14 protein-coding genes are annotated in these 18,259 nt (G+C 69.0%); 6 read left to right on the top strand and 8 right to left on the bottom strand.

The genetic code is table 11. The annotated features are described in order from the left end of the window. Positions 1-58 precede the first annotated feature (58 nt). The gene (locus tag JHY01_RS02790; protein WP_205324087.1) at positions 59-1,474 is read left to right on the top strand and encodes a DUF234 domain-containing protein; all 1,416 of its coding nucleotides are present in this window, start codon (positions 59-61) and stop codon (positions 1,472-1,474) included. Between the two features lie 111 nt (positions 1,475-1,585). Here the strand turns inward: JHY01_RS02790 and JHY01_RS27575 are convergent, their stop codons facing one another. The 4 genes from JHY01_RS27575 to JHY01_RS02810 all read right to left on the bottom strand — a co-directional run bounded on the left by JHY01_RS27575 (position 1,586) and on the right by JHY01_RS02810 (position 6,550). Next, positions 1,586-2,782, bottom strand: coding sequence for a pentapeptide repeat-containing protein (locus JHY01_RS27575; RefSeq protein ID WP_205324088.1), 1,197 nt, complete (start codon positions 2,780-2,782; stop codon positions 1,586-1,588). Positions 2,783-3,055: 273 nt separating this feature from the next. Further along, the gene (gene leuA / locus JHY01_RS02800) at positions 3,056-4,777 is read right to left on the bottom strand and encodes a 2-isopropylmalate synthase (protein WP_307814180.1); all 1,722 of its coding nucleotides are present in this window, start codon (positions 4,775-4,777) and stop codon (positions 3,056-3,058) included. A 244-nt stretch (positions 4,778-5,021) separates the two neighbouring features. After that, positions 5,022-5,600: a nitroreductase family protein gene (locus JHY01_RS02805; RefSeq protein WP_205324089.1), complete on the bottom strand. Its 579-nt coding sequence runs from the start codon at positions 5,598-5,600 to the stop codon at positions 5,022-5,024. Between the two features lie 167 nt (positions 5,601-5,767). After that, positions 5,768-6,550, bottom strand: a complete 783-nt coding sequence (locus tag JHY01_RS02810; RefSeq protein WP_205324090.1) for a hypothetical protein — start codon at positions 6,548-6,550, stop codon at positions 5,768-5,770. A 129-nt stretch (positions 6,551-6,679) separates the two neighbouring features. Here JHY01_RS02810 and JHY01_RS02815 point away from each other — a divergent pair, with 129 nt between their 5' ends. Both JHY01_RS02815 and JHY01_RS02820 read left to right on the top strand, forming a co-directional pair. Then, positions 6,680-7,945 carry an aspartate kinase gene (locus tag JHY01_RS02815; RefSeq protein ID WP_205324091.1) on the top strand — a complete coding sequence of 422 codons (1,266 nt, stop codon included), beginning with the start codon at positions 6,680-6,682 and terminating at the stop codon, positions 7,943-7,945. A 2-nt stretch (positions 7,946-7,947) separates the two neighbouring features. Further along, on the top strand, positions 7,948-9,015 hold the full coding sequence (locus tag JHY01_RS02820) for an aspartate-semialdehyde dehydrogenase (protein ID WP_205324092.1): 1,068 nt from the start codon (positions 7,948-7,950) through the stop codon (positions 9,013-9,015). A 183-nt stretch (positions 9,016-9,198) separates the two neighbouring features. Here the strand turns inward: JHY01_RS02820 and JHY01_RS02825 are convergent, their stop codons facing one another. Together JHY01_RS02825 and JHY01_RS02830 are read right to left on the bottom strand one after the other, a co-directional pair. Beyond that, positions 9,199-9,981, bottom strand: a complete 783-nt coding sequence (locus tag JHY01_RS02825; protein ID WP_205324093.1) for a hypothetical protein — start codon at positions 9,979-9,981, stop codon at positions 9,199-9,201. Continuing rightward, the gene (locus JHY01_RS02830; protein WP_205324094.1) at positions 9,974-10,948 is read right to left on the bottom strand and encodes an ATP-binding cassette domain-containing protein; all 975 of its coding nucleotides are present in this window, start codon (positions 10,946-10,948) and stop codon (positions 9,974-9,976) included. Before JHY01_RS02830 ends, JHY01_RS02825 begins: the two co-directional genes overlap by 8 nt. A gap of 405 nt (positions 10,949-11,353) precedes the next feature. On the opposite strand from JHY01_RS02830, the gene cysS reads away from it, so the two are divergent. The 3 genes from cysS (at position 11,354) to JHY01_RS02845 (ending at position 16,677) form a co-directional block, all read left to right on the top strand. Then, on the top strand, positions 11,354-12,751 hold the full coding sequence (gene cysS / locus JHY01_RS02835; protein WP_205324095.1) for a cysteine--tRNA ligase: 1,398 nt from the start codon (positions 11,354-11,356) through the stop codon (positions 12,749-12,751). A gap of 146 nt (positions 12,752-12,897) precedes the next feature. Continuing rightward, the gene (gene rlmB / locus JHY01_RS02840) at positions 12,898-13,908 is read left to right on the top strand and encodes a 23S rRNA (guanosine(2251)-2'-O)-methyltransferase RlmB (protein WP_205324096.1); all 1,011 of its coding nucleotides are present in this window, start codon (positions 12,898-12,900) and stop codon (positions 13,906-13,908) included. Between the two features lie 186 nt (positions 13,909-14,094). Then, entirely contained in the window at positions 14,095-16,677 is a 2,583-nt protein-coding gene (locus tag JHY01_RS02845; protein WP_205324097.1) for an Hsp70 family protein, read from the top strand. A gap of 85 nt (positions 16,678-16,762) precedes the next feature. Here JHY01_RS02845 and JHY01_RS02850 read toward each other — a convergent pair whose 3' ends face one another. Together JHY01_RS02850 and JHY01_RS02855 are read right to left on the bottom strand one after the other, a co-directional pair. Beyond that, positions 16,763-17,362 (bottom strand): hypothetical protein, encoded by a 600-nt coding sequence (locus JHY01_RS02850; RefSeq protein ID WP_205324098.1) that lies wholly within the window; start codon positions 17,360-17,362, stop codon positions 16,763-16,765. A 183-nt stretch (positions 17,363-17,545) separates the two neighbouring features. After that, the gene (locus JHY01_RS02855) at positions 17,546-18,175 is read right to left on the bottom strand and encodes an IgG-binding virulence factor TspB family protein (protein ID WP_205324099.1); all 630 of its coding nucleotides are present in this window, start codon (positions 18,173-18,175) and stop codon (positions 17,546-17,548) included. Positions 18,176-18,259: the final 84 nt, after the last annotated feature.

The raw sequence follows: 18,259 nt of genomic DNA on the forward strand, positions 1-18,259 counted from the left end.
TCAAGTATGTTACTATCATCTGTGTTACTAACTTGCCTGGATGGTCGAGGGGGCGCAGATGGCGGAGTTCATCGGGCGAACGCACGAGATCGAAACGCTGAACCGAGTGCTCGAGTCGGTCCGAGCCGGGGCCAGGCGCTCGAAGCCGGGCAAGTGCATCATGCTGCGCGGGCGGCGCCGCCTCGGAAAATCAAGCCTTGTCGCGGAGTTCGCGCGGCGATCCGGGGTGCCGTCGGTCTACTACACCGCAGCGGGGATGGACCCCGCGCGTGAACTCGCGGACCTCACGGACGCGGTGGCCTGGTCGGACCTTCCCGGCAGGGAGCACTACCTGGAGGACCCGCCGACGGACTGGAGATACGCCTTCCGCCAACTGGCCGACAGCCTCCCGGACGACACTCCCAGCGTGGTCGTGCTCGATGAAGTCCCGTACCTCATGGAACGGGTGCCTTCGTTCGAGGGCATCCTGCAGCGGGCTTGGGACCGCGAGCTGGTGAACAAGCCGGTCCTCCTGCTGCTGATCGGCTCTGACCTGTCGATGATGGAGGCGCTCAACAGCTACGAGCGGCCTTTCTTCATGCGCGGCACGGAGATGGTCCTGGGACCGCTCAATCCCGCCGAAGTCGGGCAGATGCTCGACCTCGCGCCGGCTGACGCTTTCGACGCGACCCTGGTGACGGGGGGATTCCCACTGGTCTGCGCCGAGTGGGAGCCGGGGGCGACCCTGTGGGAATTCCTCGGCCGCTCGCTCGAAGATCCGATCTCGGCGCTCCTGGTCTCGGCCGAGCGGGTCCTGGCCGCCGAGTTCCCCGCGACCGCGATGTCAGCGGAGGTGATGCGGGCGATCGGCAGCGGTGAGCGAACCTTCACCAATATCGCCCGCGCGGCCGGAGGCATATCGCATGTGACGTTGAATCGGGCGCTGGACGTGCTCGTGCGAAAGGGGATCGTGACAGCGAGCCTGCCGATCGCGCTCAAGCCCTCGAAGGACCGTCGCTACAGCATCAACGATCCTTACCTGCGGTTCTGGCTGGCGCTGGTCGAGCCGCATATGAGCGAGATCGAACGGCGTCGAGGAGATCTGACGCTCGACCGGATCCGCAGTTCATGGACGAGCTGGCGCGGTCGAGCGATCGAACCACTGATTCGCGAATCGGTCGCCCGCCTACTCCCGAAGGGACCGGTCCCAGAGGCCAGGTACATCGGAGGATACTGGAATCGGAGCAACAGCGTCGAGATCGACATGGTCGGTGCCGACAAAGCCCCGGTCGCGGACGAGCTGCTCTTCCTGGGCTCGATCAAATGGCTTGATCGTGACGCGTTCGACCGCCGGGATCTTACGGCACTCCAGAACCATCGAGCCGCACTGACAGCCGATGCCGTTCCGCTGGTGGCGGTCTCCCGCAGCGGATTCAATTGCGATGGCCTCGACGTCGGTTTCGGCCCTGAAGAGCTCCTGTCCTCCTGGCGCTGAACCGAGTGCCTCACCCTCCAAGGCTCCGCGTCGCGGTCCTCCGCCTGCGGCTGACGGCGCCGGACACGTTCCCTGCAATGCTCAAGGTCCCCCGGCCGGGGCCTCGGCGAGTCATGCTCCGTCGACAGACGTCGCCTCGCGCGGATCTGGGGCCCGCAGACCAGGTGCCAAGGCCATGGCGGATTCGTCGAGGCTCGGCGGATGCGTCCAGGCGGCGGGATCCGCGAAGCTCAGTGTGGTGCTTCCGGGTTCCATGCGCGTGAACGAGACCTGCGACCCCGAGAACGCCACCCGGTCGAACCGCAGGCGCCCCACCGGAGCGGACTCGCAGCCTTCGAACACCACGGTTCCGCCGACGAAGTTCGAGCCGCTGAACGAGGTGGCGTCGCCACGGAACGTCGTGTACCGGAAGTACAGGGCGCCTCCGGAGACGTTCGCCTCGGTGAAGTCGAAGTCGCCCAGGCACTTCGTGCCGTCGAAGAAGAAGCGGCCGCCGGTGAAGTAGGCCCGGCGGAAACTGACCGGTCCCATGAACGTGGCGGCGCCGAAGTCGAAGGAGCCGCGCGGGAACCTCGCGTAGTTGAACTTGACCTTCCCCTTGAACACGGCTCCGTCGAAGTCCGCTTCGTCCAGTGTCGCACCGGTGAAGTCGAAGTCGCACTCGTGCCAGGTCCGACCCCTGAACGGCTCGGCGCGCAGGCGCTCCGCGATCGCGGAGAGCATGGTGTGGCGAACCAGCCGCTCCTCCACCACGGGCCAGTACGCCTCCATCGGGCCCGCGTCGCGCTCATGCCGCGGCGGGGGTGCTTCGTACGGCATGCGCAGGTAGGCGCAGAGGACGTTGACGCAGGTTTGGCGGCCCGCATCCCATTCGTCGCCCAAGGCGGCCATGGCGTAGATCCCGGCGAGACGGTTCGTGGCCCGTTCGGAGGAGAGCTGTTCGGCCGCCGCCGCGAACCGCTCGCTGAAGAGCCTGGCCTGCTCGCGTTCGCTCTCGCCTTCGTTGAGCCGCTGCTTCCGGTAGGCGACGGTGAGGGCGATGACGCCGCCGAGCCCGGCGACCGCATAGAACGCCAGCCGGATGGTCTCGAGCGTGGTCTGGTCGTCCGGGGAGGCGCTGAGCGGCGAGGTCCGGTCGCTGGTGAGCAGCCACAGTAGACAGGCCAAGACGAGTACGGCCACGACGACCATGAGCGCGACATGCGCCGCCAATGGCAGGCGAACGCGTTCGCGGCCGCGCGCGGCACGACCGGGGATGCGTCGGGCGGTGGTCCAGAGTTGCTGCAGGCGTTCGCGAATCGGGGGCACCGCACCGTTGTATCAGAGCATCACGCTTGACAGTGCCCGCCGGTACAGTGCGCGATGATGGGCGGGAGAGACGCCGCAGGGGCGGGCCGCGGCAGCGGGCCGCCCCAGGGGGTTGCGAATTTAACAGCCAGCTAACGGCGGGGGCCGCGGGGGCGCTGGGGCTGTGTGGGGGGGGCCCCCCGCGGGGGGGGGGGCCCCCCCCCCCCCCCCGCCCCTGCGGGTTCCGATTTGACCAGCCTGCTACGCGCGGTGCTGTGCTTCCTGACAACCTTGCTATGCGCGGTTGTATGCACTCGCGACGGCTCGCATCGTGGCCAGGACGATGTTGGGGTGCACGCCTGCGCCCCATACGGTCCGGCCGTCGATGGCGCATTCGACATAGGACGCGGCCTGGGCGTTCCGGCCGGCGGACAGGGCGTGCTCGGCGTAGTCCAGGACCTCGACGTTGACGCCGACCGAGGCCAGGGCGTCGGCGAAGGCCGAGAGCGGGCCGTTGCCGGTGCCGGAGATCTTCTGCTCGACCCCGTTCAGGACGATGTGGGCGTCCAGCGTCAGCGTCTCTCCCGTATAGACGGTGGTGTGGTCCTCGACGACCAGGCGCGGCGTGGGCTGGTACTCCGGGTGGTACTCGCGGCGGAAGATCTCGTGGATCTCCTGCGTCGAGACCTCCTTGCCGGAGGCGTCGGTGTGTCGCTGGATCGCGCCGCTGAACTCGATCTGCATGCGCCGCGGCAGGTCGAAGCCGTACTCGCTCTGCATGACGTAGGCGACGCCGCCCTTGCCGGACTGGGAGTTGACGCGGATGACGGCCTCGTAGGTGCGGCCGACGTCCTTCGGGTCGATCGGCAGGTACGGTACGCCCCAAGTGAACTCGTCGACCGGGACGCCCGCGGCCTCGGCGTCGGCCTCCAGGTGCGTGAAGCCCTTCTTGATGGCGTCCTGGTGCGAACCGGAGAACGCCGTGTACACCAGGTCCCCGGCGTACGGGTGCCGCTCGGGCACCGGCAGCTGGTTGCAGTACTCGACGGCGCGCTTGATCTCGTCGATGTTGGAGAAGTCGATGCCCGGATCCACGCCCTGGCTGAACAGGTTCAGGCCCAGCGTGACCAGGCAGACGTTGCCGGTGCGCTCGCCGTTGCCGAACAGGCAGCCCTCGACGCGGTCGGCGCCGGCCTGCACGGCCAGCTCGGCGGCCGCGACACCGGTGCCGCGGTCGTTGTGCGGGTGCACCGAGAGGATCAGCGAATCGCGGTTCGGCAGGTTGCGGTGCATCCACTCGATCGAGTCGGCGTACACGTTCGGGGTGGCCATCTCGACGGTGGCGGGCAGGTTGACGATCAGGGGCCAGTCGGGGGTCGGCTGGATGACCTCGGCGACCTTGGCGCACACCTCGACCGCGTAGTCCAGTTCGGTGCCGGTGTACGACTCGGGGGAGTACTCGTAGCGGATCGCCGTGTCGGGGGTGTGGATGTCCTTGTACTTCAGGCACAGCCGCGCGCCCTGCGTGGCGATGTCGGTGATGCCGTCCTTGTCCAGGCCGAACACGACGCGGCGCTGCAGCGTCGAGGTCGAGTTGTAGAAGTGGACGATGGCCTGCTTGGCGCCGCGCAGGCTCTCGAAGGTCCGCTCGATCAGGTGCTCGCGGCACTGGGTCAGGACCTGGATGGTGACGTCGTCGGGGATGAGGTCCTGCTCGATCAGCTGCCGTACGAAGTCGAAGTCGGTCTGCGAGGCGGAGGGGAAGCCGACCTCGATCTCCTTGTAACCCATGTCGACCAGCAGCTGGAACATCTTCTTCTTGCGGTCGGGGGTCATGGGGTCGATCAGCGCCTGGTTGCCGTCGCGCAGGTCCACCGCGCACCAGATCGGCGCGGTGTCGGTGATCTTGTCCGGCCACGTGCGGTCGGGCAGATCGACCTTGAACTGGGAGTGGTACGGCCGGTAGCGCTTGGCGCGGTCTGCGAAGGGCGCTGCGTTCTTGAAAGACGAAGTCACGGATGCTCCTGTGAAGGTCGCTGGTGGTCTGAGTCGCTTCTGACTGATCCAGCCGGCATGCGAAAACCCGCGACGAGGAGCCGACCTAGTTGGCCCCGCCGCGGCAGCTAAGGAGCATCGTGAACCGCATGACCCCGAGAGCGTACACCGGAGGTGTGACACAGGTCGAATTCGACGCCCGGATGGTGGGACAGCGCTGCCGGAAAGGCCGGTACCGCATCGTCGCGGGACCGTCCCCGCTGCCTCACGGGTGGATGAGCAGGTCGTCGATCGCGATGCGCGCGCGCGGCGCGCGGTCGGGGCCCGCCACCGATTCGTGCAGGTCGGCCGGGTCGCCGGGCAGGCCGATCGCGACGACGGTGGTCGGCACGAGCGGCGCGGCGAGCGCGAACTCGGCGGCGAGCGCGCCGGCGTCGAATCCGCCCATCTGGCGGACGGCGAGCCCTTCGGCGGCGGCCTGGAACGTCAGGTGCGCCATGGCCTGCCCCAGGTCGTACATGGCGTGGGAGAGCGGGCCGCGGTCGTTGGCCTCGGTGCGGACGGCGACGAGCAGCGCGGAGGCCTGGGCGGCCCAGTCGCGGTTGCCGGGGTTGAGGGTCTCGAGGACGCGCTTGAACTCGCCGGTGTCGCGGCGGGCGAGCAGGAACCGCCACGGCTGCGTGTTGCCGGCGCTCGGTGCCCAGCGGGCGGCTTCGAGAAGGGCCGCGACCTGGGCCTCGGTGAGGTCGACGCCGGGCGCGAAGGCGCGCGTGGAGTGGCGGGAGGCGAGCAGCGGGTGGATCGGGACCGCGGTCTGGGCGTGGCGGTCGGTCGGTGCGGTCATGCGCGTTCCTTTGGGTCTCGCACGGCGCTGCCAGGGCCGGTGTCCCGGCTGGGGCGCGTCTGCTGTCCGGTCGCGGCACCGGGGTGCCGTCGCGTAGCGGCGTCGTCGCTCGCCATCGTTCATGGTGCCACGAACGGGGGCGGGAACGTCTGCTCGTGTCGCCTTCCTTACTCTTCTTCGGCCGAAGGCGGGGGCGTCGGGTCCGGTGTCGGCGTGGGTGCGGGCGCGCCGCTCGCGTCCGGTGCGGGGGTCGCGGACGGGTCGATCGAGGGGCTGGGCTCGGGGGGCGCCTTGCGTCCCAAGGGTTCGGCGTCGCTGAGTTCGCCGGGGAGCTCGACCGTGGCGACGGCCTCGGCCGGGGCGCCCGCGAGGGTCAGCGTGCCGAACGCGCCGCTCTCGACCGCGAGGATCTGCCCGCCTTCGTCGAGGCACCATTCCCCGGCGGGGATCGGCGGGTCGACGACCACGGTGCTGGGGGTGAGGGTGAAGCAGTCGCCTTCCTGCGAGATCGCGAACGGCAGGTGGCGGTCGAGGAGCTGCGGCAGCCATTCGACGAACGGCAGCTGCACCTTCGGGTCGTAGTCCTTCGGGATCTCGCCGGTGATCCCGGCGAGTTTGACGCAGCGGCCCGCCGCGCACTGGAAGAACCCGCCGGTCGTCCACGCGACCGTGACGTCGACGGTGCCGTCGAGCGCCCAACTGGGCACGTCGACGCGCCAGGTGCCGTCGGCGGCGGCCCACACCGTGACCGTGCCGCCCTCGGACCATTCGTACTCCGCGGTGAAGGCCGCGTCGAGGGCTTTGCTGACGCGACCGATCAAGGTCGCCTGGGCGCTGGTGCGCCGCGGCGCCTCCTCCGGGGTGTCCACGGCGGTCGCCGTCCCGCACCCCGCCAGGAGCGCCATGAGCGTGAGCGCTGCCACTGTCTTGCCGGTCCATGTCCATGCCACCGCCCGATTCTCTGTCTCACCCCCCAGAACGACCTGGCGACACACCGGTATGCGCAGCTAAGGTGAGGTGGCCGCCCCCGCAAGGGCGGCTTTGAGTGACCTGAGACACGAGCGAGTGAGGTGAAATCCGTGGCGCTAGTCGTGCAGAAGTACGGCGGTTCATCGGTGGAGAATGCCGAACGCGTCAAGCGCGTCGCCGAACGAGTGGTCGCGACACGAAAGCGCGGCGACGACGTTGTCGTCGTCGTATCGGCCATGGGCGACACCACCGACGAGCTGCTGGACCTCGCGGCCCAGGTCTCGCCGGTGCCAGAGCCTCGGGAACTCGACATGCTGCTGACCGCCGGCGAACGCATCTCCATGGCGCTCTTGGCGATGGCGATCAACAACCTCGGCTTCCAGGCCCGGTCCTTCACCGGTTCACAGGCCGGGATGATCACGACCGCCGCGCACGGCGTCGCCCGCATCATCGACGTCACGCCCGGACGCATCCGCTCCTCGCTCGACGAGGGGTTCATCACGATCGTCGCCGGGTTCCAGGGCGTCAGCCAGGACACCAAGGACATCACCACGCTCGGCCGCGGCGGCTCGGACACGACCGCCGTCGCGCTCGCCGCAGCGCTGGAAGCGGACGTCTGCGAGATCTACACCGACGTCGACGGCGTCTTCACCGCCGACCCGCGGATCGTGCCGAACGCGCAGAAACTCGACGCGATCACCTTCGAGGAGATGCTGGAGATGGCCGCCTCGGGCGCCAAGATCCTGCACCTGCGCAGCGTGGAATACGCCCGCCGCTACGGGCTCCCGCTGCACGTCCGTTCGTCGTACTCGACCAAGACCGGCACGATGGTGTCGGGTTACATGGAGGAGCTGCCCGTGGAGCAAGCACTCATCAGCGGCGTCGCGCACGACCGCTCCGAGGCCAAGATCACCGTCACCAGCGTCCCGGACAAGCCCGGCGCCGCGGCCTCGATCTTCCAGGTGATCGCCGACGCCGAGATCGACATCGACATGATCGTGCAGAACGTGTCGACCGCCGGGAACGGCCACACCGACATCTCCTTCACCCTGCCGAAGGAGGCCGGGCCGAAGGCGACCGGGGCGCTGAAGAAGCACCAGGCCGCGATCGGCTTCACGAAGCTCATCTACGACGAGAACATCGGCAAGATCTCGCTCATCGGCGCCGGGATGCGCTCGCACCCGGGCGTCACCGCGAACTTCTGCCAAGCGCTGGCCGACGCCGGCGTCAACATCGAGATCATCTCGACCTCGGAGATCCGCATCTCCGTGGTCTGCCGCGACACCGACCTCGACGCGGCGGTGCGCGCGGTCCACGACAAGTTCGAGCTCGGCGGCGCCGAAGAAGCCGTCGTCTACGCCGGGACGGGGCGATAAGCATGGCGCGCAAACTGAACGTGGCGATCGTAGGCGCCACCGGCGTCGTCGGATCGATCATGCGGCGGCTCATCGCCGAGGAGCGCGGCAACTGGGGCGAGGTGCGCCTCATCGCGTCCGCGCGCTCGGCCGGCAAGATCCTGTCCGTGGGCGACGAGCACCTCGAAGTGCAGGCGATCAGCGCCGACGCCTTCGACGGCATCGACATCGCCCACTTCGACCTGCCCGACGAAGTGAGCGCCGAGTGGGTGCCGATCGCCGCCGCGAAAGGCGTCGTCGTCATCGACAAGTCCGGGTACTTCCGGATGGACTCCGACGTGCCGCTCGTGTGCCGCGAGGCCAACCCCGAGGCGGCCGCGGTGCGGCCCAAGGGCATCATCGCGAACGCCAACTGCACCACCCTCGCGCTCATCCCGACGCTCGCGGCCCTGAACGCCGAGTTCGGCCTCGTGTCGATGTCCGTGGCCTCCTACCAGGCCGCGTCCGGCTCCGGCAAGGAAGGACTCGAGGCGCTCTACGCGCAGGTCCAGAAGCTCGCCGGAGTCGACAAGGTCGGCACCGAGATCGGCGACGTGCGCGCCGTCCTCGGCGAGGACTTCAACGCGCCGTTCGGGGCGCCGCTGGCGCTCAACGTCGTGCCGAAGATCGGCGGCTGGAAAGAGGACGGCTGGACCTCGGAGGAGCTGAAGGTCCGCAACGAGTCCCGCAAGATCCTCGGCCTGCCCGACCTCAAGGTCGCCTCGACCTGCGTGCGCGTGCCCGTGGCCGTCGGCCACTCGCAGGTCGTGCACGCCACGTTCGAGCGCGAGGTCACCGTCGCCGAGGCGCACCGCGTACTCGCAGCGGCCGACGGCGTCGACCTCGTCGACGACCCGGCGAACATGGTGTTCCCCATGCCGATCGACTCGGTCGGCAGGAGCGGCACCCAGGTCGGACGCGTGCGCCAGTCGATCGACTTCCCGAACTCGCTCGAGTTCTTCGTCGTCGGCGACAACCTCATGAAGGGCGCCGCCCTCAACTCGATCGAGACCGCCGACCTCGTACGCCGCGAGCTCGAAGCGAACCTGTAAGACGAAACGGGCGGCTCGCGGTGACGCGCCGCGAGCCGCCCGGCTCTGTCGGCCCATGAGCACGGGCAGCGGCCTCCGACGATGGCGACCGCCCAGCGCATCGTCGAAGCCGCCGGCCTCGAACGCAAGCTGAAACGGCGGCCCAGGGGTGCAACCCCGGGCCGCCGCTTTCGTTGCAGCCGTTTACGCGTCGCGCTTCTTGAACAGGATCCACGCCGCCGAGACGATCAAGGCCGCGAAGGCCGCGAAGACGCCGCCCGAACCCCAGCGGTCGAAGAAACCGAAGTCCGTGCCCATCCCCATATCGGTCGAGCCGACCGTCATCAGCAGCGAACCGGCCGTGAACGGCAGGAACTTCACCACCGGCACCAGCCAGTCGAGCGCCGGCACCATGGTCAGGCCCACGATGACGTTCTCGATGATCAACGGCGCCAAGAAGATCACCACCAGCGCCGACGGCACGCCCCGAAACAGCAGCCCCAGGCCGAGACCCGTCAGCGTGTAGATCAGCGCGTACACGACGTACCCCACCAGCGCCGGCCGCACCGGATCGTCGAACAGGCCCGGGATCTCACCGAAGAAGATCATGAGCACCCCGGCGTTGACCGCCATGGACACGAACGTGACCGCGACCGTGGCCGCGGAGACGACCAGGATCTTCGCCAGGATCAAACGCGAACGCTGCGGCAGCGCCGTCAGCGTCGGCTGGATCGTCCCGTGCCGGTACTCATGCCCGGTCGCGAAGATCCCGATGACCGCCATGAACACCGCCAGGAACGGGATGCCGAACGAGGCCCCGCCGTTGATCGCCACGGCGATGATCTCCGGGAACAGCGTCTCATCGCCGGCGGCGAACCCGAGGATGACCGGGATCGCGGCCGCGCACAACAGGCCGATCCCGATGAGCCAGTATGTCGAACGCAGCGTCGTCAGCCGCGTCCACTCGTAACGAAGAGCATCAAGCATTGTCGGCACCACCGGTCTTGGAAGCAGGGGTCAGGGCCGCAGCGGGATCCGCATTCCCCGCAAGCGGCTCGGCCGCGATGAACTCCTCCGACGCGCCCGTAGCGGACATGAACGCCTCCTCGAGCGAGGCACTGCGCGTCGACAGCTCCGACAACTCCACGTTCGCAGTGAACGCCAGATGCCCGACCGCGCCGATCTCCATGCCGGACACGACCAGCTCGCCGTCCGCGCCCTTCGCGACCACCGCGCCCGCGCCCTCGAGCGCCGACGCGAAACCCGCGGCCGAAGGACTGCGGACGATCACCGTCGACTGCGTGAACTCGCGCACGAACTGATCCACGTCGCCGTTGAAGATCATCGTGCCGCGGCCGATCACCACCAGTTCGTCGGCCATCAGCTGCATCTCCGACAGCAGGTGACTCGAGACGAAGATCGTGCGGCCCTCGGACGCGAGGTGTTTCAGCATGTCGCGCATCCAGTGGATGCCGTGCGGGTCGAGGCCGTTCGTCGGCTCGTCGAGCAGCAGGATGCCCGGGTCGCCGAGCAGGGCCTGCGCGAGGCCGAGCCGCTGGGCCATGCCGAGCGAGTAGCCCTTCGGCTTCTTGCGCTTCACGGAGCCGAGGCCCACGAGGTCCATCACCTCGTCGACCCGCTCGTCGCCGATGCCGTTGGCGCTGGCGAGCATCCGCAAGTGGTTGCGGGCCGAACGGGTGGGATGGAACGGCTTCGCCTCGAGGAGCGTGCCGACCTTGTTCATGGGGCGGCGGATGTCGGTGAAGGCCTCGCCGTCGAAGAGGGTCTGACCCTCGCCGTGGTCGAGGCCGAGCATCAGCCGCATGGTGGTGGACTTCCCGGAGCCGTTGGGCCCCAGGAATCCGGTGACGACGCCGGGCCGGACGTCGAACGACAGGTGGTCGACCGCGACGGTCTTCCGGTATCGCTTGTACAAGCCCTTCGCAGTGATCATCAGGCTCCAATCGGACTGAGGGGCAGGGCTGGTCTCCGGGCGGGAACGGTCCCGCGGACGCAGTCAGTCTATGAAGATCGGAGGCTTCGACACACCAACTCGCAGACGGATTTCGGTCTCGTGCCCAGGGACGAGACCGCACGGGCGGGCGGTACCGGGGTACTACGCGCGTCGCAGCGCTCCGAGGCTCGCCGGGCACGACGAACACCGGTCGTCTCGTGAATTTCGGATCCGGCCTCGGCGAAGCTCGCGAGCCGTGAATCGGCTCGGCCGACAGCCCTGCCGCACCGGTACGACGTTTCCGGGGTCGAACGGGCGGGGCGGTGAGCGATGACACGACCGCGGGGCGCGGACACGCGGACCGGGGCGGGCGCTGGGCGTGGCCAGGTTGTCTAGACTTGTCGGGTGAGCCTGCGACTGTACGACACCGGCACCCGATCCGTCCTCGACTTCCAGCCCCGGAAGCCCGGCGAGGTCGGCGTGTACCTGTGCGGCCTCACCGTCCAGGGACCGCCCCACATCGGCCACCTCCGCTCCGGCATCTCGTACGACGTGCTCATCCGCTGGCTGCGCCGCAGCGGCTACAACGTCACCTACGTGCGCAACGTCACCGACGTCGACGACAAGATCTTCGTGCGCGGCGAGGAGCAGGGCCGCCCCTGGTGGTCCATCGCCTACGCGAACGAATGCCTGCTCTCCGACGCCTACGCGGCACTCGGCGCCGAGCCGCCCACGTACGAGCCCCGCGCGACCGGCCACATCACCCAGATGATCGACCTCATCTCGGAGCTCATCGAGCGCGGCCACGCCTACGTCACCGGCGCGGGCGACGTCTGGTTCGACGTCTCTTCCTGGCCGGACTACGGCGAGCTCTCCCACCGCCGCCCCGAGGACATGCTCTCCAGCCCCGAGCCCGGCGCGAAACGCGACTCCCGCGACTTCGGCCTCTGGAAGGCCCACAAACCCGGCGAGCCCGCCGACGCCGCCTGGACCTCCCCGTGGGGCCCCGGCCGCCCCGGCTGGCACATCGAGTGCTCCGCCATGGCCCGCCGCTACCTGGGCGACGCCTTCGACATCCACGGCGGCGGCACCGACATCATGTTCCCGCACCACGAGAACGAACTCGCCCAGTCCCGCGGCGCCGGACTCGACTTCGCCAAGTACTGGGTGCACAACGGGATGCTCAATCTCGCCGGCACCAAGATGTCCAAGTCCCTCGGCAACACCCTCTCCGTCGGCGCGCTGGGCGAGAAGGGCTTCAGCAAGGCCGCCATCCGCTACTACCTCACCAGCGTCCACTACCGGTCCGCCGCCGACTTCTCCGAGGACGCCCTCGGCGAGGCCCAGGCGGCCTGGGAGCGCCTCTCGAACTTCGTGCACCGCGCGGCCGAAGCGCTCGGCACCGAGGCCACCATCGGCGGCATGATGTGCGGCGACTTCGTCAACGCCATGGATGACGACCTGAACACACCCGCCGCCATCGCCGCGATCCACGACATGGCCCGCGAGGGCAACGCGGCCCTCGACGCGGGGAACGACACCGCCGCGAGCAGCATCGCGGGCGGTGTCCGAGCTATGCTCGATCAGCTCGGCCTCGACCCGCTCGACCCGCACTGGGACGACCCGGGGGACGCGAAGCTCCACGGCGCTGTCGACGCGCTCGTGAAGCTCGCGCTCGAACAGCGCGCCGAGGCCAGGGCCCGCAAGGACTACGCGGCTGCCGACCGCATCCGCGACGAACTCGCGCACGCCGGCATCACCGTCAAGGACACCCCTCGCGGTCCCGTGTGGACAGTCGACTAGGCGAAGCCTGCGAGCCTTGAGTGTGATCTTGTGATCAGGGGCGAAGCTTGCGAGCCTGAAAATGTGACCGGCGGTGGCGCCCGCATGCCTGAGACTTCAGGCGAAGCCGCCGCCGACGACGACCGAGACCTGGGGAACCGAGACCGATGAGCACCAAGGGTGGACACCCGAACCGCCGCAAGACCTCCAAAGCCGGACCGAAGATCGGTTCCGGCGGCGGCAAGAAGGGCCTGGCCGGCAAGGGGCGCACCCTCAAAGCCGAGGACCGCCCCTGGCACAAGGAGTACCAGGGCGACGACAAGCCCCGCAAGACCCAGTGGAAGCAGTCCAAGGAGCGCGCCAAGGCCGCCGCCGAGGGCCGCACCACCAACATCGGCAGGGCCAAGCCCTCCGGTCCCGCCCGCCGCCGCCGCGACGACGAGCCCGAGCTGATCCTCGGCCGCAACCCCGTCCTCGAGGCCCTGCGCGCCAAGGTCCCCGCCACCGCCCTCTACGTGGCCTTCGGCACCGAGCTCGACGACCGCGTCGCCGAGTCCGTGCGCCTCGCCGGCAACCGCGACCTCCCCATCAAGGAGCTCGCCCGCCGTGACCTCGACCGCCGCACGAACAACGCCCTCCACCAGGGCATCGGCCTCCAGATCGAGCCGTACCAGTACAGCGAGTTCGAGGACCTGCTCCACATCAGCAAGACCTCCGGCACCGCGCCGCTGCTCGTCGCCCTCGACGGCGTCACCGACCCCCGCAACCTCGGCGCGATCATCCGCTCCGCCGCCGCCTTCGGCGGCCACGGGCTCATCATCCCGTCGAAGCGCGCGGCCTCCGTGACGGCCGTGGCCTGGCGCACCAGCGCCGGTGCCGCCGCCCGCCTGCCCGTCGCCAAGGTCGTGAACCTCACGCGCACCATCCAGGCCTGCCAGCAGGCCGGGTTCATGACCGTCGCCCTCGACGGCGGCGGCGACGTGGACGTCTTCGACCTGCCCGTCGCCACCGACCCGCTCCTCATCGTCGTCGGCGACGAGGGCAAGGGCGTCTCCCGGCTCGTCGCCGAGACCTGCGACCACATCGCGAGCATCCCGATCGCGAGCGAGGTGGAGTCGCTGAACGCCTCCGTCGCCGCCTCGATCGCCCTCGCCGAGGTCCAGCGCCAGCGCCGCTGAGGCCGGCCGGCGATACCCGCACACCGGCGTCGGCCGTCCTCGTCCGGCGAACTCGGAAGGCCCCGACGCCCAGGCGGGGCCGCCGGCGTCCGACCACAAACGGTCATCCCGTGACCGCGCGATTCGTCGCATCGGACTAACCTGGAACGACCCTGCACGCCCTAGCGCCCCCGGAGCTGCAACCACATGCCGGCTGAATACCTCCTGAGCGTCGACCTCGGCACCTCCCACACCGTGGCGGTGCTGGTGTGGCCCGACGGCCGCACCCGGCCGCTGCTGTTCGACGGCTCCCCGGTGATGCCCTCGGCCGTGTTCCTCGACCCCGGCGGGATCATCCACACGGGACGGGACGCCGAGCGGCTGGCCCTCACCGCTCCCGAGCGGTTCGAGCCGAACCCCAAGCAGCGCATCGCCGACGGCACGCTGCTCCTCGGCGACCGCGAGGTCCCCGTCGCAGGGGCGCTCGCCGCGATCCTCGCCCGCGTCGCCCGCGCCGCCGTCGAATCGGTCGGCCACCTGCCCAACGCGGTCCTCACCTGCCCGGCCGCCTGGAGTGAGCAGCGCCGCGCCACCCTGCACGACGCGGCCGCCAAAGCCGGGTACCGGCCCGTCAAGATCCTCACCGAACCCGTTGCGGCGGCGCACTACTACACTGCCCGCCTGTCCCACCCGATGCGCCCGGGCCAGGCCCTCGCGGTCTTCGACTTCGGCGGCGGCACTCTCGACGTCGCCGTCCTCGAACGCCGCCAGGACGGCTCGTTCGGCGTCCTCGCCGACGGCGGCCTCCCCGACCTCGGCGGCCTCGACTTCGACGCCGCCCTCGTCGACCACATCGGCGCCACGGTGCGCCAGCGCGAGCCCGAGATCTGGAAGCGCCTCGAGAACCCCAGCGGCGCCAGCGAAATGCGCAACCGCCGCGAGCTCTGGGAAGAAGTGCGCGCCGCCAAGGAGATGCTCTCGCGCTCCTCCGTCGCACCCGTGACGGTGCCGGACATGGCCCAGTCCCTGCATCTCACGCGCGGCGAGCTCGACCAGATCTCCCGCCCGCTCCTGGCGCGCGCCGTCGCCGAGACGCAGCGCGTCTTCGGCCTCACCGGCCGCCGCCCCGACCAGCTCGCGGGGCTGTTCCTCGTCGGCGGCTCGAGTCGGATGCCCATGGTGTCCAAGATGCTCCATGAAGGACTCGGTATCGCGCCGACGGTCCTCGAGCAGCCCGAACTGCCCGTGAGCGAGGGCGCGGCGCTCGCTTTGGCGGGCCCCGCGCCCGTCACGCCTCCGGCCCAGGTGCCTTCACCGCCGGTCCACTCCCCGACGTCGCCGCACGCGTCGCCACCGGTCCGGTCGGGCAGCCTGCCGCCGGTCACACCGGGCACGGACGAGACCGTCACATTGCGCCGCAACGAACCCGAGAGTCCGAAGCGCAGGATCCCTCCGAAGTGGATCGCTATCGCGGCGGTCGTCGCGGTGCTCGCGATCGTGCTGCCGATCGGCTGGTTCTGGCTGACGAACCCGTACAAGCAGCAGCCGTTCGACGAGGAACTGGCCCAGGTCGGCGACGTCACCCCCTTCGCGGCGGAGCCCAACGACGGCATCTTCGAGGTACGCGTCTGGGAGGACAAGACCCTGTTCGCCTACACGACCGCCTCCACCGACCTCAGCGGCGAAGAACTCCACCTGCGCGCCGTCCACACCGACTCCGGAGACCCGATCTGGGAGAGCGACACGGTCATCCCGGGCGAGGGCTGGGACGAGAGCTACTACGTGTCCGAAGACCTCCTGGCGTTCTCGCAGGAGATCGAGAGCGACCGGTACCGCTTCCACTTCCTCGACTGGAAGGACGGCGAGACCCGCAACACGATCGACAGCTCGGACCGCGCGGCCGCCCGCTCGGGCGACTTCCTCGTGATCGCCCCCATGGGCGGCAACACCTTCACCGTCTACGACGGCGACGGCGAGCAGGTCTCGAACTGGGAGCTCGGCAACGCCGAGGAGAACATCACAGTGTCCAATTGGGACCTCGTGGGCACTCCGAAGGACCTCGAGACGCCGTCGACGCGCGCCAACGGCAACGGCCGCGTCTGGGCCGTCACGAGCGACAACGTGGCGCACGTCTACGACCTCGAATCGGGCGAGCCCGTGGCCGAGAAAGAAGTCGAAACGGTCGACGACCTGTACTTCGCATGGGACAACCTCCTCTACGTGGCCGTCGACAAGGAGACCGGCTACGACCTCAACGTCTACGACATCGACAAGAGTCTGTCCCTTGTGGACGAAGAGACCGTCACTTCGGAGACCCCCGCACCCGACCAGGTCAAGGCTTGCGGCGAGCAGTTGGTTTGCGTGCGCGAACCGGTCGAAGGCGTCACGGACGTCTACACCTGGCAGGTCTACAACCCGGAGAAGGAGGAGATCGCACACGCTTTCGACGAACGCGAATACCGGTACATCTCCCCGCTGGGCGACCGCCTCATGGTCGAACTCTACGAGGGCGACGAGGTGCGGACCCAGATCTACGACAAGGGCTTCGACACGGTCGACGACGGCACCGACGACGACGACTTCGAGGCCATCGACGGCGGCAGCGCCCTCACCTGGCCCGCGGCCTCCGGATTCAGCACCAACACCGGCAACGTGGTCGGACTCGGCCGTGACGGGACCCGCACCGCGCTGCGCACCGAACTCGAGGTCTACGCCTGCGACGCCAGTGACACCCGCTTGGCCTGCCTGATCCCCGAAGGGATGCAGGTCTTCTCGTTCCGAGACGCCTAGCAAAACGGGGCCGCGCCGTGCGACTGCGCGGCCCCGTCTCTCACTCCCAGGACGCGAACGCGGCGAAGGGGCTGCGGGCCTCGCTTCAGGCGACGGCCCGGTTCTTGCGGCGCAGCCACCACAGGGTCTGGAGCAGCGCGCCGAGCGCGGGCAGCCCGAGGAAGGCCCAGGCGAACAGCTCGTCCTTCGTCACCCAGTCGATGCCCGGGTAGTAGGAGGTGTCGGAGTAGAGCACCCGCAGCCCGATCCCGAGGATCACGCACGCGAGCGCGGCGGACCCGTAGGCGATCCGCCGTCCCGGCAGCGGCCAGGCCGCTGCGACGAACACCGCCGCAGCGGCGAAGAAGACGATCATGAGCTCGACCGGCGCCGGACCGTCGTTGCCGATCATGTGGATGAGGACCGAGACGTACAGCGCGACGAACCCCGTCAGCAGCGCGCCTCCTTCGGCGATGTAGGTGTCGACGCGCGGCCGCGGCATCCCCCACGACGCCCACAGCAGCCACGGCGCGGGCAGTGCCAGCAGCACGGCGCTGGCGACCACCGATGCGGTCTCGCCGATGTTCAAGACGTCGCCCAACCAGAGCCAGCCGAAGTTCAGCCCGACCCAGACCACGGGCGATGCCGCCCACATCGCGATCGACCCGGCCGGAACGCGGTCGACGGACTTCGTTGCAGTGTTCATGGGACCAGTCTTGCAACCCTGGGCAACGGTTCCGCTACCGATTACGTGCCATCGTCGTAGGGTTCCCACAACAACGCCCCGTCCGCTGTCCGCTTCCGTCCGCCTTTTTTCTAGGTTTCCACCAAACGTCGCGATGGTCGAGGGCGAGGTCGTCAGGCTACGAACGCGTGGCCGCCGACGCACTCAATCCTGCAGTTCCCAAGTGCCGCAGTCCTGTGAAGTGAAGCCCTCGTCCGAGGATTCGATCGTGACGGTGGTCTGCAGGCCCGGCTCGGTGATGCCGTTGGCGATGATGTCGTCGAGTTCGCCGCTGAAGCCGCTGAGCCGCTCCCAGTAGCAGCCGTATGAATCGTCTGGGACCGTGGTCGAGTAGGTGCCGGGCTCGATGTCCTCACCGACCGTCCACTTCCCATCGCCGAAAACGCGATCCGACGCGGCGCCAGGGTCCTCCTGTGGCTCCGGGCTTGTCGTGGGTTCCTCGGTCGGTTCCGCGCTGGTGGTGGGTTCCTCGGTCGGTTCCGCGCTGGTAGTGGGTTCTGCAGTCGGTTCCGACTCGGTCGTGGGCGCCAGCGTTCGGGATGGCGCGTCTTCGTAATCCGCGGCATCGAACGTCGCGCCCGTGATCGCCCCGGAAATGATCATTCCGAGCGCGGCAAGAGAGATGCCGATGATCGCCATGACCTTGTGCGACTTGAGGATGCCGATGATGCCGAGCACGATCGCGGCGACGGCGAACAGTCCGCCGATGAAGAGCCCGGCGAACGGTATGAGTCCGAACAGCAGTGCGGCGCCGCCGAAAACGACGGCGAGCACCGAGATGAGTCTGGGCGGTCCCGATTGCGCGGCAGGACCGTAGTAGGGCGGGCCGGAAGACTGGGGAGGGTTGGGTACCTGGGC

The organism is Glycomyces sp. YM15 (assembly GCF_016918015.1).
Classification (GTDB): domain Bacteria; phylum Actinomycetota; class Actinomycetes; order Mycobacteriales; family Micromonosporaceae; genus Glycomyces.

Coding starts and splice junctions, on each gene's coding strand:
- JHY01_RS02790 (WP_205324087.1), top strand. CDS start 59: ATGGCGGAGTTCATCGGGCGAACGCACGAGATCGAAACGCTGAACCGA.
- JHY01_RS02805 (WP_205324089.1), bottom strand. CDS start 5,600: ATGACCGCACCGACCGACCGCCACGCCCAGACCGCGGTCCCGATCCAC.
- JHY01_RS02820 (WP_205324092.1), top strand. CDS start 7,948: ATGGCGCGCAAACTGAACGTGGCGATCGTAGGCGCCACCGGCGTCGTC.
- JHY01_RS02825 (WP_205324093.1), bottom strand. CDS start 9,981: ATGCTTGATGCTCTTCGTTACGAGTGGACGCGGCTGACGACGCTGCGT.
- JHY01_RS02830 (WP_205324094.1), bottom strand. CDS start 10,948: ATGATCACTGCGAAGGGCTTGTACAAGCGATACCGGAAGACCGTCGCG.
- rlmB (WP_205324096.1), top strand. CDS start 12,898: ATGAGCACCAAGGGTGGACACCCGAACCGCCGCAAGACCTCCAAAGCC.
- JHY01_RS02845 (WP_205324097.1), top strand. CDS start 14,095: ATGCCGGCTGAATACCTCCTGAGCGTCGACCTCGGCACCTCCCACACC.
- JHY01_RS02850 (WP_205324098.1), bottom strand. CDS start 17,362: ATGAACACTGCAACGAAGTCCGTCGACCGCGTTCCGGCCGGGTCGATC.